Here is a 15,958-nt window from a genome sequence, read left to right as displayed (position 1 = left end):
AATACACTGACGAAGTATAGTAAGTTTTATATAATGAGAAGTAGAGTTTTTCAAGTAAAAAAGGATGTTTGGTCGCGCACTAAAGCTAGGAAGTATAACATTTCTTTCACGTATTATAGGTTATTTTAGAGATTATTGTTTAGGTACAGTAGTAGGAATAGGTTTTATAAGTGATGTATTTATATTAGCACTAAGATTGCCGTTTTTTTGGAGAAGTATATTAGGTGATGGTGCGTTTAATAATGCACTAATTCCGACTTTAAGCGATATCAGAAAAAGACGTATTGATGGAGAAGAGAGATTGTTAGGGCAGCTTCATTTTATATTAATATTCATTTCAATTGTTGTATTGTCGCTGCATGAGATACTGATGCCATCAATAATCAAGATTCTATCTCCTGGACTTTGTAATAACTCTAATGCCTGCGTAGCAACGGTTAGCACTGCAAGAATAGTTTTTATATATCTGTTCTTCATGTCTCTGGCTTGTTTTTACGGTGGTATTCTTAATTCTATGAAATTTTACCAATATTACCCCTTTACGCCAATAATATTAAATCTCGTACTTATAGCTGTTTTATATTTGATTATGCTATATGATCATGAGCTAAAGTCAGCATTACGATATCTTGCGTATACTGTAGTATTAGGGGGTTTTCTGGAATTCATTTGGATGCGGTATTGGCTTAAAAAGAAAGGTGTAAACTTATCTTACTCTATGCCTTTACATCAGTGTCTTAGTATCTTTCGTACGAAATTTTTTCGTAATATAGCATATGCGATGTTGCGACAAGTAAGTTGTTACATCACGATGTTTTACTTATCTCGTTATCAAAATTCGATCTCGTATTTTTATTTTGCCGATAGAATCGTACAGCTTCCTATAGCGTTAATTGGTACTACTCTTGGTACAATTATATTACCACTAATACCGAATGCACTCTCCGAGAAAAGGCAATGCACTAGTAAAAGTATGTCTCTGCTTATAGAAAGAGGAATGATTTGGAGCATTGCACTTGGTGTTTCATCTGCCATAGGCATTTATTTCTTTAGTACAGAGTTAATAAGATATCTTTTAGGTTATGGTGCCTTTGATGAGAATTCGATATTACATTCAGGACTGATGTTAAAAGTACTTTCCTTTATAGTACTACCAGCGATTATGGTAAGGCTGCTTATTACAATATTTTATGCCATGCATAATACTGTGATGCCGGTGGTAGTAGCGTTGGTAGGTATTGCTGTACAGATAGTGATGATAACTTTGCTATCTCCATTTTATAATGAGAAAGCAGCGATAATGTCTTCTCCGATCTCTTCAGTAGTAGAAGTAATAATATTATTTTGTTATTCACTGAAGAAGGATTATATCAGTATCGGTAAGCATTTTTTCAAGGAATGTTCAAAACTGTTTCTGTGTGGTGTAATTTTTGGTATTGCTATACTGATGTTGAAAAGTATCTATGTTATAGATAATCTGCTAGCATTATGTTTTTCTATTTTTCTCCTCGCATGTTTCTACTTTGTTTTGATGAGAATTATGAAAGTAGAAATAGTGACTGTCTTCTTTCGTAAGTTTTTGTTATGAAGAAAAGCGGTATTAATGAAGTGACTTTTCCAGTGCGTAACTCAAGTGCGCAGGATAGTACAGGAGAATTTGCAACGCGCCCTAAGTATTTAAAAGACTTTGTTGGACAGGCGAGCAATATGGAAAATCTGCAGATCTTCATACAGGCTGCTAGAAACAGAGGAGAGCCCTTAGATCATATACTGATATATGGTCCTCCTGGTTTAGGGAAAACTACATTATCTCACATTATTGCAAATGAGCTGGATGTGAATATCAAAGCAATGTCTGGCCCTTTGATAAATAAAGTAGGAGAACTTGCTGCTATATTGACTAATCTAAAAGCCAATGAAGTATTATTCGTGGATGAAATACACAGAATGAACAAAAGTGTGGAGGAAGTTTTATACTCTGCGCTTGAGTCTTTTTATATAGATCTCATTATAGGAGATGGTCCTACCGCAAAATCTTATAGGATGCAAATACCGCGTTTCACATTTATTGGTGCAACGACTCGCACGGGAATGCTGACAAAGCCCTTAAAAGATAGATTTGGTATTCCGCTAAAATTGGATTTTTATCCTGTAGAAGAATTGGAATTGATTGTAAAAAACACATCATGTCGGCTTGGTATGATGATAGAGAAAGATGGATGCAAAGCTATAGCAAATGCTTCGCGTGGTACTCCAAGAATCTCAATAAGGTTATTAAGGAGGATAAGAGATTTGTGCGAGATAAAAAATGGCATCAGTGTTGCAATATCTTGCGATATGGTAAAAGACGCATTATCAGCTTTGAAAGTTGATCATATAGGATTAGATAGCTTGGATTACAAATATATGACGTACCTTATAAAGTATTGTCGTGGTACTCCTATAGGTATTGAAAGTATAGCGACAGCTCTTTCCGAATCCGTAGACACTGTAGAAGATGATATAGAACCATACTTGATACAAATAGGCTTTATTACTAAAACTCCTAGAGGTCGGATTGCTACTTTTGAAGGTATAAAGTATTTTGAATCGCTTAATACGTTGTAAATTGTTATTAATGCAGCGCAAGCTGATTTTTATATGCTTGCATATTTTACTAACACAGAATACACTATCCTTAGCAGTATTGATCGCCGCGGCGCGGACTACATGTTCTTTTTGCAGAATTCTCTGAAATCTCTCGAAAATTGTTGTAATATCTCAACTCTTCAAAATAATCTGTATCAATCATCTTTGTTATACAGTTATGCTTTTGTAAAATTACTTACGAAATTAAGTAAAAACTCCCTCATGATGGATATCGGAAGTGTGTTTTACGAGAAGTTTATAGCTATAAATGGAAAATTTTGGATGATGCCGGAAAATGTTGCATTTTACAGCGCGCAGTTACATCCACATGTGCATGGCTATGTGAGTGAATCTTACAAGTATTTTCTAGAGCACTACCTTAATATATACAATTCTCCGTTTGATATTAGCGACTTTTCCAAAGATAACAATTCTAAAGCTTCTAGGGATATATTGGAAGCATATGATAAGATATCGAATAGTATTGTAAAAACAGTAGAAAATTATGAAAATTTACAAAAATCTTCTAATGCAGCTAATACGATTACCACTCAAGAGTTGAAGTTTTTGAAATTCTGTTATAAGCAGACGATACTTACTTTTCGTCCTACTAACTTTGCATCTTACAATCAAGAGATCCTTGAGAGTATTGCAAGTACGCTAGGAGAGAATTTAAAAAACGGCGCTAAGAATCTTTTACATGATGTAGAAAAACACGATGATTTTTGGGTGCAGATTAGTACAGTGCCTGAGGGTGCGTTTAAAGTAGGAGAGAATATTGCTTATACAAAAGGAGTGGTAGTATTTCAAAATAAAATGTTTGAATTACTTAGATATTATCCGAAAACTGAAGCAGTTTTTACAGTGCCAATTCTCATATGTACTGCATGGATTAATAAATACTATATACTCGATTTACAGCAGAAAAATTCATTTATTTCGTACTTAGTGGAGCAAGGTTATACCGTTTTTGTAATTTCTTGGATCAATCCTGATGCATCATATAGAGATGTCGATTTGGAAGATTATATAAAAAATGGCGCAATGGAAGCGATAAGCAAGGTAAAAGAAATTACAGGGCAGGCAAAAATTAATCTTATAGGATATTGTTTAGGTGGTATTATATCTGCAGTGGTAGCGGCGTATATGGAGCTTCAGCAAGAAAATCCAATTAATTCTCTTACTCTTCTAACTACATTACTTGATTTTTCAGATTCTGGAGAAGTATCTGTTTTCATAGACAATCAGATCTTGAATGAGATAGAAAAGCACATGAATAAAAAGGGATACTTGGATGGTAATGCGATGTTTAGTACGTTTAGTATGCTTAAGGCTAATGATATGTTATGGTATTATTACGTAAATAATTACATGTTAGGTAAGCAGCCTTCAGCTTTTGATATACTGTACTGGAATGCTGATTGCACTCGTTTACCGTTTAAAATGCATAAAAATTATCTTCGACGCTTTTACCAAAATAATGAATTGGTAAAAGGTACTTACTCATGTATGAACACTGATATAGATATAAATAAGATATCAATTCCTGTATATAATCTTGCCGCAAAAGAGGATCATATAGCTCCTTGGAAAGCGGTACATAAGACTCATTCACTATGTTCTAGTAATGCAATGAGTCGTTTCGTACTGACAGAATCAGGACATGTAGCTGGCATAGTAAATCCTCCTCATAAGAAGAAGTATGGATACTTTGTTTGCGATAAATATTATAGCGATCCTGATCTTTGGAGTAAAAGTGCGACAAAATTTAATTGTTCATGGTGGGAGGATTTGACTCAATGGCTTAATGATAATAAGCTTAATGGTGAAAAAACCACAGCAGAAGAAATTAGTGCAATTGATAAATTGAAAATATGTTGTGCGCCCGGTAATTATGTACAACAAAAGTGATGTCGTATATCATGAGTGCAGTTATTGCTTTATGAGGAGTATGATATATTGTATGATTCTTTGTACTCTTTTTTCTATCATTGATTTTCCGCAGATCGATTTAAATGAGTGTTAATAATAAAATTAATGAGCAGATTACTGCTCCTGTTGTTGCAGTAGTTGGTGTCGATGGAGTGCTGCTTGGCAGATTTGACTTAATAAAAGCACTAAGAATGGCGCAAAATGCAGGAATGGATTTAGTTGAGATATCTCCGAATATGGATCCACCAGTATGCAAGATAATAGATTTTGGCAAGTACAAGTATGCACAGCAGAAAAAGCTACAGGAAACGAAGAAAAAACAAAAATTTGTCGAAATCAAAGAGATCAAATTTCGTCCTAATATTGCAAAAGGAGATTATGATGTAAAACTGAATAATGCTATTCGTTTTCTTCAAGATTCTCAAAAGGTGAAGATTATACTTGAATTTAAAGGGCGTGAGATTATGTATAAAGATCTTGGAATGAAGCTTTTAGATCGCTTGAAAGCGGATCTAAAGGAATACTCTAAAATCGATTCTGATGTTAAGGCGGAAGGAAGAAGGTTGTTACTTATTCTTTCCTCATCGAAGTAGACTTATGAAAACAAAAGAACTGATAGATCGTTTTTTATCTTTTTTTGAAAATTTAGATCATAAGATACTAGACTCTAGTCCTCTCGTGTTACAGAACGATCCATCCATGATGTTTGTAAACTCTGGCATGGTGCAATTCAAGAAATGGTTTACGAGAGCGGAAGAGCCATTATATAAAAGTGTAGCAACTTGTCAGAGATGTGTTAGAGCAGGGGGGAAGCATAATGATTTGGAAAATGTAGGATACACTACAAGACATCATACATTTTTTCAGATGCTTGGAAATTTTTCATTCGATAATTATTTCAAGGAAGAAGCTATACTGTATGCTTGGAAGTTTTTGGAAGAGCTAGGGATAAATAAAAATAAGTTGATGATATCTGTATACCATGATGATGAAGAAGCATTCGATTTATGTAGAAAAATTACGAATTTCTCAGAGAGTAAGATATTAAAAATCAAAAGTAATGATAATTTTTGGTCGATGGGAAATGATGGTCCTTGCGGTCCTTGTATGGATATTTTTTATGATAATGGAGAAGAATTTAATTACTCAATCTCTGAATACGGAGTCGATGGAGATCGTTTCGTCGAGATATGGAGTTTAGTTTTTATGCAATATGAGAAGTTATGTGATGGAAAGTTGATAGAGTTGCCGAAGAAATGTATTGATACTGGCATAGGTGTAGAAAGATTAGCAGCGGCATTGCAGGGTGTTACGGACAACTTTCATATAGATATTTTCTTGGATATTATCGATGGCATTTTCGCAGCAATACGAGATATAGGTTACTTTGAGCGCTATAGTGATTGGCATCAACTTCCTCTTGAATCAAAACGTATGCTGAAGATAGTTGCAGATCATATGAGAGCGGCGTGTTTTATGATGTACGATAATGTTTCTGTATCGAATGAAGGACGTGGTTACGTATTGAGGCGAATTATCAGAAGAGCAATGAGATATTTGTATATGCATGGTATTAAAGAGCCTATACTTGATATTGTCGCTGTAGTGGTGATGAACAGAATGAGCGAAGTGTGTACTGTTACGTATAATCCGCAAATTTCCGTTGATATCAGAAAAGAAGAAGAGCGTTTCGGTACGACTCTTACCGTAGGCATGCGAATACTGCAAGAGCATCTCTTAAAGCTTCCTGCAGGAGAGCAAAACGTGCTAAGTGGAGATGTGGTGTTTCAGCTACATGATACATATGGCTTTCCGTACGACATAATAAAAGATACTGCGAAAGAGCACAATATGCAGGTAGAGGAAGAGAGATTTGAATTACTACTTTTGCAGCAGAAACAGAGATCTAAAATCAACTCAAGTTTTGGAGATAGTCAAAATACTGATGTCGAGCACTTTATGTTGAAGTTAAAAGAGAGTGGTCACATATCTGAAATGATGTGCTATCAAGTAACATCTGATGAAGACTTATATACAGCGAAGATTATAGGCTATCACAAGATAGTAGATAAAGAATCTTATATTGTAGTTTTTGACGCTACTCCGTTTTATCCGGAGTCCGGTGGACAAACGGGAGATAGTGGCTATGTCATAATTAATGGAGAGAAATTGGCAATTATAAACACGATTGTAATTTCTGATGTAATAGGACATGTATTAGCGCCTCGAGAAGGGATATATGACATTCTAAGTAATGCTGATACTGCGGTACTTTCAGTAAATTATGTAAGAAGAAAAAAGATCGCTGCAAATCATTCTGCCACTCATATTATGCAAAAAGTAATGCGTGATATACTTGGTACGCACATTGTTCAAAAAGGTTCATCTGTAACATCCGAAAGATTGAGATTTGATTTTGCATCAGATGTGCCGCTTTCCAATGAACAAAGATTGATGATAGAAACAAGAGTCAATGCTGTAATAAGAGAGAATCTCACGGTTATAATCACAAATACTGATTATAATACTGCTATGCAGGATGGTGTCTTGAGTTTAGCAGAAGAGCTATATGGTGATGAAGTGAGAGTTGTTCGAATTGGTAGTTCTGCAGAATTGTGCTGTGGAACACACGTGAATAGTACTGGAGAAATAGGAATCTTTAAAATAGTTGGAGAATCTGCAGTTGCATCCGGTATTAGAAGGATTGAATGCGTGACAGCTGAGTCTGCATTTAATTTGTTTAGTACATTTGATGAAATTGTTAAAACAAGCGCGCTACTTCTGAAGTGTAAAGCTGATGAATTATCGGATAGAGTAAAGGCTTTGCAATGTGATTATAAATCTCTAGAAAAGGAAGTTAATACTCTTCGAGTAAAGGAAATTATAAATAAAGCTGATGTTAGCGAACAAGAGTTTGTGTTTTCTGGCGCAATCAGTGCATATATTTATGCTGTATGCATAGAAGGGCCTTCTAAAGTTGCACTATCTGAAGCTGCAAGAGAAATAAAGAAGAGATTAAACGCATGTAATGTTCTTCCAAAGATATTTTTGATATATCAGTATAACGTAGCTTCAAATATTGCACTCTTAGATGTATTTGCGATTTCTCTAGAAAATAGCGTTACCGCTAAAGATATTGCTGATGAGATGCTTGATATTACAGGAGGTAAAGGGGGAGGTAATGCATTTACCGCTACTATAGGTAATATAGAAACTCGTTTTACTTCTCGTCGATTATTAGATTGTTTTGTTGAATTATATAGATCATAGAATGAATAAATATTCTCTTGTAGATTTCGAATATATGGAGAAAGCTGGCAAATTGGTAGCATCTATATTGGATGAGTTGAGTGATTTTATAAAAAGTGGTATTTCTACAGCTGATATTGATGATTTTTGTGTTGAAAGAATTGCAGCTGCGGGCGCAAAATCGGCTTCCTTAGGGTATAACGGTTTTCCGAAATCCGTGTGCACTTCAGTAAATCATGTCGTTTGTCATGGTATTCCATCAAGAGATAAGAGACTACAAGCTACAGATATACTGAATGTGGATATCACAATAATACTGGATGGTTGGTATGCTGACGCAAGTCGTACATATTTTGTAAGCGATGCTGTCCCTGTTATCGCAAAAAGACTTACACAAGTGACGTATAATGCAATGATGAAAGGAATAAGCGTTGTAAGATCTGGTATAAAGCTTTCTGATATAGGAACGGTTATTCAAGAAGAGGCGAAAAAATACGGATACTCAGTTGTTCATGAGTATTGTGGTCATGGTATAGGACGTGTATTTCATGATGCTCCTATAGTGCCTCATTACTACTGCGAAGATGCAGCACAGGTGATATTAGAAGAAGGGATGTGCATCACAATTGAGCCGATGCTTAACGTTGGTAAAGCTGAAACTGCTTTGATGAAGGATGGATGGACGGTAATTACTAAAGATCGTACATTATCCGCACAGTTTGAGCATACTATAGGCGTAACAAAAAATGGATGTAAAATTTTCACACGTTCGGATAATGAAAAGAGTAATTTTTTTAACTTGTAAAAGAATAGCTTATAAAGCCGCTATTGTTCTAAATACTTGTTTTGGCGTCGGATATTTCCCTATTGCAAGTGGTACAATCGGCACTTTAATAGGATTTCCGATATACGCTATTGTAAGGATGAACTGTGATTATTGGAGAATTGCAGTGGTACTGTTTGAAATAAGCGTATTCATTTTTATAATAGGATTGCTATCTATTACTTTTTGGAAAAATTACGGCAAGATTCATAATGAAAAAGCTGATGCGAGTTTTATAGTGATAGATGAAGTGCTTGGCATAACGGTATGCTTGTCAATCTGTTCTCAAGATCTAATCTTTTTACGTACAAAGTTTGCTATTGAAATAGTAGATGCATATTTTGCTGAGTTTATTCCTGCTTTTATATTGTTTAGAATCTTTGATATTGCGAAGCCATTTCCAATACGTAAGATAGACGCAAATATGCATAGCGCATTTGGTATAATGTTCGACGATGTTATTGCCGGTATTTATGCAGGATTGATTGTGCTAATGACTAGATATTGTTTAGAGTTGTTGTTCTGACTGTTCTAAATATTGCAAGAAATAGAAGATATAAGAGATTCTCCTATATATGTATTTACTCTCTCTATTATCAGTTGCTCATTTAGCTTAATTGTTAATACAAAGCTTGGATTATACAATTTTAAGATCAGTATACATGTTCTTTTTTTCTGTAACATCTCATGTTGTTGTGCTGACATTCCAAGTGTTAAGTTTGCGGTATAGGATAATTTCACAGGCATTGTATGTTTACCTATATCGTTACCTACTATATCTTTCCAATGTGTAATGATTCCGCTTTGAAAAAGAATATCATTACCATTTTCTTGCTTTTCTGTAAAAGAGAGGGTACTTGATATGCTTTTCATGATCTAGATTTAATTTTTTAGACTCTTTTCCACAGTAAAATGTTAGCACGTTTTGTAATACTTCCAAGCTTTCTTTATACGAGAGATGTATTATCTCATTTCTTATATAACATTCATTTATAGAGTTTTCGATAGAATAAGAATCTACTATTATCATATCGTCAAGTTTCGATTCAAGTTGACTTGAATATCCTACTACAGCTTTAAATAGCAATTCGTAGTCGTGATTCTCTTTACATTCTTTTGCATATGAATTGTCACTGGAGTATTGAGGTAAAGATTTTGCAAAATAGGTAAATTTCATCTTATTATCTTGTACAAAAAGTCCGTAGATTTTTGCTCGTAGCTTTATATTCTGAGCATTACATGATATTTCTGCATTGTAATATTCCATGCTATCAGATACTTGAGGTATATGTAACTGTAGGAAATTAATAGCTTCACTTTCTTCTTCGTAAAGAACTTCGCTAAATAACGATTTTTCACAGATTTTCTCCAATTCTTTTTTACCGAAAGAATATAATTTCAAGCCAATATCTTGATTACTATGTGCTGTGATATAGTACTGCTCCGGATAATGTACGAGACTAAAGAATTTACGCGAAGATAAAAAAAATGGAACGCGTAAGCAGAATGAGTGAACCTTTTCCGCTTGAAGCGCTTGCAGAGAACGATCTCTATCGTATCCTATGATACATTCTCTTTGTTTATTAAGTACTAGCTGTATAACTTTATAACTTTCCATACTTAGCTGTGCAGTTGCTGTATTCTTGTTTAACGGAAAGTATATGATACAGTTTGTATCAATATCGTCTATTTTCAGAAAATCGTGAATAGAGTGAAAGAAGATATTTTGACAGTGCGTCGTAGTTGTACTACTTGTGACCTGTAGTGCATCGACAAGCTTTCGAAGATCTAGTGCATCGTGTTCAATGAAGTTGTATAACTGTGAAATATCATCCAACGTTTTTGATATATACTCATCACTTTCGGAAGAAGATGTATCATTGAGAGCTTTCGCTAATTCGAATATGATACTTAGAGTAGTCATTACTCCATTTTCTAGATTATCTAGTAGCGTTTGTATAAATTTTGCGATCGTTATTACTCTTTGTATATCATGTTCCTCTGAGAGAGACGGATCATTTTCTAGAAAATTTGCGATTTGCTCGATGTATATAAAGTTCTTTCCTCGTAATATGTGCGATAATTTAAATATGAAAGATTTACTAATATCACTTGCAAGTAATATTGTAATAAGCGTGCTATAATGATATTCACTTCTTTCTAAAGAAGCTAAAATATACTTCATCTTACTCAGAATTTCTGCAGACTGCTTTGGTACTGAAGTGGCATCACATAATTTTGCTATTACCAAATTTATGTACTTATCATCATCAGAAATGATATATACGTGTTTTTTATTTAATCTGTGATCTTTGAGAGATATCGAGTTCTCGAGATACTTCTGTGCAGCAGTTATCTCATATTTTATGTGATATTTTGAAAAATTTCTTAGTAAGCATCTGTTATTAATTGGTTCTACTGCGATCATAATGCAGCCTTCCATCGATTCTAGTATTTGCCATGGAGAATATACATTTCTGCTGTCGCATACAGCTTCGATGAAAGTTTTGAAATCATCATCGTTTTTATATAGCACAAATTGATTATAGGTATCATTAGACGTATATGTTAAGTTGCGTGATTTGCAATATAAAGCTGTAGCGAGAATAGCATCTTGCATTGATATGAGTTGTTTTGTGCTGTTACGATTTAATATCGATGAGACTTGCAATAAATTTGTGTCGTACGTACTACATAATGTTTTAGTTGTAGCATTACTCAGAAAATCGCAACAACTGATGAATGTAATTGAATTACAGCATAGCAATTTTTCCTTGATAATTAATTCAAATAACTCTGCGCTATCAATGGAATAATCGGAAACGAAGCATAAATTATGCTGTTCATATTCTTTTCCTATATTTTGAAGAAATTGTATAATTTGTGATTTCACAATGCTATTAAAATGCAGTTTTCGTACAATTCATCATAACTAAAGTTTCTTTGCTATTAATAGCACAGTTTCGTACTTTTTATCTGATAAAATCGCATAATTATCGATATGGTATGAATTTTCAGTTGTTATTCCAATACTTGAAAGTGCATTCTTCACAAATTCTTCTTCGTATAACATCATATGTTCTTGATGATATAGTGTACCAGTGATACCTTCTAAAGTGCGAAATGTGACGATTATTTGTGAATTTTGCGAGAGTTTTTTGCACATATTTGATAGTAGCGTAAGCCAATTCGCATGATATGTCATGACGTCACAAAATAAGGCTATGCAAGATTCTATCTTAGGAGGCAGTGCACTGACGATTTTATCGTATCCTAAAGTGTTTTGAATGTTTTGCGGTACACTTGTTTTGCCGTCTAAGAGTCTTGATATAAATTTTGTAGGAGATCTTAATTCGATGATAGTTGGAAGAGTATTATAATGTGGCAGCATTTTTTTATCATAATCTACGCCAACTAATAAGCAGTTTTCTATTTCATCTTTCAAGTATAGTCCAGTAAGAGAGTATAAAAATTGGATATCTATTAGTATGATATCTGTGTTTGCGGAAAGAAGTGTTTTGATTGAAGATGCTATATTTCTATGGATCATATACTGATCAGCTTTGAAAAATTTATGTGTAATGTATTGTAATATGGAAAGTGATGTCTTACTTACAATTGCTTTCAATAAGAGTTCTCTCAAACGTTGCAATGTTGAAGATGGAAGTGTGATTTTTTCCGCAAGAACTGAATTGGAGATAAGAAGTAGCGTTTCTACTTCAGATATATGCTGTTTACCGTAGAGTAAGTATTTTTGCAGCATTGGTACTGCTTTGTCGTACTTTTTCATGTGAAAGTAAGACACTCCTGCTATGTAATCCATCTCAGAATCATGATATTTCAGAAATTTTGTCAATATCCAAGCTCTGAAGACGGCATCTTGAAAATTACATTTGGAGAAGTGGTATTGCATTATAGAGTATTGCGCTTCAATAGGTGAGCGCAACTTTGCCTTGATATCTAGTATCGAAGAGTATGAGTTCAGTAATAACGCATTAAATCCTATAACAAGCCCTTTTGCCATTGCTGCTAATAGTCCGAATATAGCCTTAGGACTGATGGAGCTTTTGAAAAGATTTATCATTGATAATCTTTATGCAACCTTTATATCATGATAATCGATATAAGATACATGTAAAGTACATTGTACTATATCAGCATATTTCTAGTGCATCTTGGTAACTTAATGATAGCATTATTGAGTTCTGGCGTGACTATTACTTGACATCCTAATCTAGAAGTAGATGTGAGTCCAAAAGCTAAGTCTAGCATATCATCTTCTTCGGAAGATGGTTTACTCAATTTGGCATACGTCTCTTGCTCGAGAATGATATGACATGTAGAGCATGCTAAAGCACCTTCGCATGCACCTTCAATTGGTATATGAAATTTTCTTGCTATCTCGAGTATTGATAGCCCTACTGTTGCTTGTACAGTTATTTTATTACTATCCTTATCGAAGAAATGAAGAGTAACTTCTTTCATGACAATGCTGCATAAAAAGTTTTACGTATAAGTGAAAGATACCATAACTACATCTATAGTGCATTGTTTTTTATAGAAAGACAGCGACTAAGCTATAGTGAATTTCCTTATTTTTGACTTAATTTGGTAATAAAGTTATCTACGCCTTCTCGTAGGATAATTGATCTAAATTCCTCTTTTTGATTTAGCAAAAGACTGAATCCTTCAGCTGATATATTCCATATTTTTAATTCTTTTCCATCATATGTACAGTCAAAGGTAATGTTAGTAGGTTCTTTACGTTGTTCGTTCGTCATAAGTATTATAGATGCTTTGATTCTATAATTATCTTTACTTAATTCTCTTACATCTCCTACTTTTATATCGCTGCTAATGTATTTTTGTATTTTAGGAATATACTGCTTCACCATGTATGAAGAGTATGCTTTTATATAAGAATTTTTTTGAACTTCACTCATATTATTCCAGAATGATGAAGCAGCAAACTGCGCCATTTGCTCTACACTCATAGTATTATACAGTATCTCCTCCAGTGCTTTCTCTTTCTGTTGTGACGAGGAGTTCTTGTTATTCATAATGCTGAACGTTTTTTCCGACACTTCAGCACACTTTCTTGTAAACGCTTCTTTGATGTGCAATGCTGCAGAATCCGCATACGATACAGAAGCGAAGATGGAACACAAGAAAGTGAAAGCAACGATAAAAGAGCAGCGAATGAGATTGCGTTGTGTTGACATATATTTAATCTAACGAGATGTACATATTAATATTATATAAAATCTATCTCATATATTAAAGTTTAAATAATAAATACTAGCGCTCATTATAACTAAAATTACTTAAACATATCTCTAATTCTCGAAAAAAAGCCCGTAACGCTAGGGTATGAGTTATCTTGTGTAGATTCAGCAAAGTGTTTTAAGATGTCTTTTTGAGATTCAGTGAGCTTTGTAGGTACTTCCACTTTTATGCGTACGTATAGATCTCCGTAATTGGAGTAATTGACGACGGGCATGCCTTTCTGTTTTAATCTAAATACTGCACTTGATTGAGTGCCTTCTGGAATTTGTATTTTTATAAGATTTTTATCTATATTGTAAAATTCTACTTCTCCTCCAAGCGCTGCAACATGGAACTTCACTGGCACTTCGCACTCTAGATCGTTTCCATTTCTCTTATAAAATTCATGTCCCATTACTTCAATGAATACAAATAGAGAGCCACTCATCCCTCCTCTGATACCTGCTTCTCCTTCATTCTGAATTTTTATTTTATCTCCACTTCTAATGCCCTTAGGTATCGATACTGATATCGAACGATCTTTCTGTACTCTTCCAGTGCCTTTACAAGTCGGACATGGATTCTTTAAATCATACCCGCAACCATTGCAGTATTTACATGTATTTTGCACTGCGAAAAATCCTTGTTGGTATTGCATGGTGCCACTTCCTTTACAATGAGAGCATTCGATAAAATTTTTATCACCATTTTTTCCGCCGGTGCCAGTACAGTCTCCGCATCTCACATATGAGCGGAATTCTATTGGATGTTTCTTTCCATTATACGCGTCCTCTAGTGTAATTGATAAGTCATATTTTAGATCTGCGCCAGGACTTTCCATAGGTCTTTTTTTCTGTCTTCTACCACCGGAAAATTCGTTAAAGATACCACTGAAAAAATCAGAAAAGTCAGAAAAATCATGACTACTGTTTGCACTAGAAAACCCGTGTCCTGCACCTGCACTACCGAACTTATCATATGACGCTCTTTTTGTGCTATCACTTAATGTTTCGTAAGCTTCGTTTATTTCTTTGAATTTTTGTTCTGCTTTTTTATCACCGTTATTTCTATCCGGATGATATTGCATAGCAAGCTTCCTATAAGCTTTTTTTATTTCATCGGTATCGGCACTTCTAGAGACTCCGAGTACTTTGTAATAATCCTTATCGGACATGTCAAAAATTTAACTGAGTAAGCACAAATACCTAATATAGGGTGCAAAATATTGAATTCAAGTTATTACCTATTATAGAACGACGGCAAGTACTTCACCTCCGACTTTCATTTCTCGTGCCTCACGATCTGGAAGAAGTCCCTTTGGAGTAGAGAGTATTACCGTGCCTAAACCGTCCATGTACCTAGGTATTCTATCTGCGCCAGTATACACTTTACAGCCGGGCCTAGAAACTACTCCAATTTTCTTGATGACGCTTTGAGAGTGATAGTACTTTAAAGTAACTTTTATAAATCTTACTCCCTTTCTTTCTTCAAAAATTTCAAAACCTTCTATATAGCCTTCAGTTTTGAGGAGATTAAGAAGATTTACCAATAATTTGGAATATTGCAAAATAGTAAAATCACGTTTCACCATACATGCATTTCTAATTCTCGTGATAGAGTCGCAAAAAATGCTATTTAGAGACATTTGAAGAGTAATAGATAAAATCAATACGGGGAGTATATAAAATACGTCTAACCAGTGCAATAATTTTACCTACAGGTAGCGAAGATATCAAGCGAAATAAAATGGCGGGAGCGACGAGACTTGAACTCGCGACCTTCGGCGTGACAGGCCGACGCTCTAACCAACTGAGCTACGCCCCCTAGCGAAAAGCATGGTGGGCAATGACAGGTTCGAACTGCCGACCTCCTCGGTGTAAACGAGATGCTCTACCAGCTGAGCTAATTGCCCGTGCGCACTTGAACAGGATGGCGTACCAGTCTGTTCAAATACTTCACTGTACCAGTTCGTAACACAAAACGTTTCTTTGCACAAGATATATCAGTGTTGATAAACGATATATGTTTTAAGATATCGTTATTGAATACAAAATTATTTAC

At 34.6% G+C, this 15,958-nt stretch carries 14 protein-coding genes and 2 tRNA genes; 7 read left to right on the top strand and 9 right to left on the bottom strand.

Annotated elements, in window-relative coordinates; translation table 11 throughout:
- The first annotated feature begins 64 nt into the window (after window positions 1–64).
- The 7 genes from murJ (at window position 65) to Fsol_RS02715 (ending at window position 9,158) form a co-directional block, all read left to right on the top strand.
- On the top strand, window positions 65–1,588 hold the full coding sequence (gene murJ, locus Fsol_RS02745) for a murein biosynthesis integral membrane protein MurJ (protein WP_108673362.1): 1,524 nt from the start codon (window positions 65–67) through the stop codon (window positions 1,586–1,588).
- An 11-nt stretch (window positions 1,589–1,599) separates the two neighbouring features.
- Entirely contained in the window at window positions 1,600–2,607 is a 1,008-nt protein-coding gene (gene ruvB, locus Fsol_RS02740) for a Holliday junction branch migration DNA helicase RuvB (protein WP_410519423.1), read from the top strand.
- A 33-nt stretch (window positions 2,608–2,640) separates the two neighbouring features.
- Complete coding sequence (locus Fsol_RS02735) at window positions 2,641–4,539, top strand: PHA/PHB synthase family protein (RefSeq protein WP_108673360.1); 1,899 nt, start codon at window positions 2,641–2,643, stop codon at window positions 4,537–4,539.
- A gap of 104 nt (window positions 4,540–4,643) precedes the next feature.
- Window positions 4,644–5,153 carry a translation initiation factor IF-3 gene (gene infC / locus Fsol_RS02730; RefSeq protein WP_108673359.1) on the top strand — a complete coding sequence of 170 codons (510 nt, stop codon included), beginning with the start codon at window positions 4,644–4,646 and terminating at the stop codon, window positions 5,151–5,153.
- Between the two features lie 4 nt (window positions 5,154–5,157).
- Window positions 5,158–7,830 (top strand): alanine--tRNA ligase, encoded by a 2,673-nt coding sequence (alaS, locus tag Fsol_RS02725; protein WP_158521631.1) that lies wholly within the window; start codon window positions 5,158–5,160, stop codon window positions 7,828–7,830.
- A 1-nt stretch (window position 7,831) separates the two neighbouring features.
- Window positions 7,832–8,614, top strand: coding sequence for a type I methionyl aminopeptidase (gene map / locus Fsol_RS02720; protein WP_233485209.1), 783 nt, complete (start codon window positions 7,832–7,834; stop codon window positions 8,612–8,614).
- Window positions 8,586–9,158 carry a phosphatidylglycerophosphatase A family protein gene (locus tag Fsol_RS02715; protein WP_158521630.1) on the top strand — a complete coding sequence of 191 codons (573 nt, stop codon included), beginning with the start codon at window positions 8,586–8,588 and terminating at the stop codon, window positions 9,156–9,158. Before map ends, Fsol_RS02715 begins: the two co-directional genes overlap by 29 nt.
- Before the next feature lie 5 nt (window positions 9,159–9,163).
- Here the strand turns inward: Fsol_RS02715 and Fsol_RS02710 are convergent, their stop codons facing one another.
- From Fsol_RS02710 to Fsol_RS02670, 9 genes are all read right to left on the bottom strand, one after another.
- Complete coding sequence (locus Fsol_RS02710; protein ID WP_108673356.1) at window positions 9,164–9,505, bottom strand: DciA family protein; 342 nt, start codon at window positions 9,503–9,505, stop codon at window positions 9,164–9,166.
- Window positions 9,453–11,525 carry a hypothetical protein gene (locus Fsol_RS02705; protein ID WP_108673355.1) on the bottom strand — a complete coding sequence of 691 codons (2,073 nt, stop codon included), beginning with the start codon at window positions 11,523–11,525 and terminating at the stop codon, window positions 9,453–9,455. Before Fsol_RS02705 ends, Fsol_RS02710 begins: the two co-directional genes overlap by 53 nt.
- Before the next feature lie 39 nt (window positions 11,526–11,564).
- Complete coding sequence (locus Fsol_RS02700) at window positions 11,565–12,716, bottom strand: hypothetical protein (RefSeq protein ID WP_108673354.1); 1,152 nt, start codon at window positions 12,714–12,716, stop codon at window positions 11,565–11,567.
- Between the two features lie 65 nt (window positions 12,717–12,781).
- On the bottom strand, window positions 12,782–13,117 hold the full coding sequence (locus Fsol_RS02695) for a ferredoxin family 2Fe-2S iron-sulfur cluster binding protein (protein ID WP_108673353.1): 336 nt from the start codon (window positions 13,115–13,117) through the stop codon (window positions 12,782–12,784).
- 107 nt (window positions 13,118–13,224) lie between these two features.
- Window positions 13,225–13,854, bottom strand: a complete 630-nt coding sequence (locus Fsol_RS02690; protein ID WP_108673352.1) for an MlaC/ttg2D family ABC transporter substrate-binding protein — start codon at window positions 13,852–13,854, stop codon at window positions 13,225–13,227.
- A gap of 98 nt (window positions 13,855–13,952) precedes the next feature.
- Window positions 13,953–15,071 (bottom strand): molecular chaperone DnaJ, encoded by a 1,119-nt coding sequence (gene dnaJ, locus Fsol_RS02685; protein WP_108673351.1) that lies wholly within the window; start codon window positions 15,069–15,071, stop codon window positions 13,953–13,955.
- 72 nt (window positions 15,072–15,143) lie between these two features.
- On the bottom strand, window positions 15,144–15,542 hold the full coding sequence (rpsH, locus tag Fsol_RS02680; protein ID WP_108673350.1) for a 30S ribosomal protein S8: 399 nt from the start codon (window positions 15,540–15,542) through the stop codon (window positions 15,144–15,146).
- 102 nt (window positions 15,543–15,644) lie between these two features.
- Window positions 15,645–15,721: transfer RNA gene (locus Fsol_RS02675), tRNA-Asp, on the bottom strand.
- 12 nt (window positions 15,722–15,733) lie between these two features.
- A tRNA-Val gene (locus Fsol_RS02670) sits at window positions 15,734–15,809 on the bottom strand.
- Window positions 15,810–15,958: the final 149 nt, after the last annotated feature.

Origin of the sequence: Candidatus Fokinia solitaria (genome assembly GCF_003072485.1) — a bacterium.
In the GTDB taxonomy this organism is placed as follows: domain Bacteria; phylum Pseudomonadota; class Alphaproteobacteria; order Rickettsiales; family Midichloriaceae; genus Fokinia; species Fokinia solitaria.
This window is presented reverse-complemented; position numbering and strand designations above follow the sequence as displayed.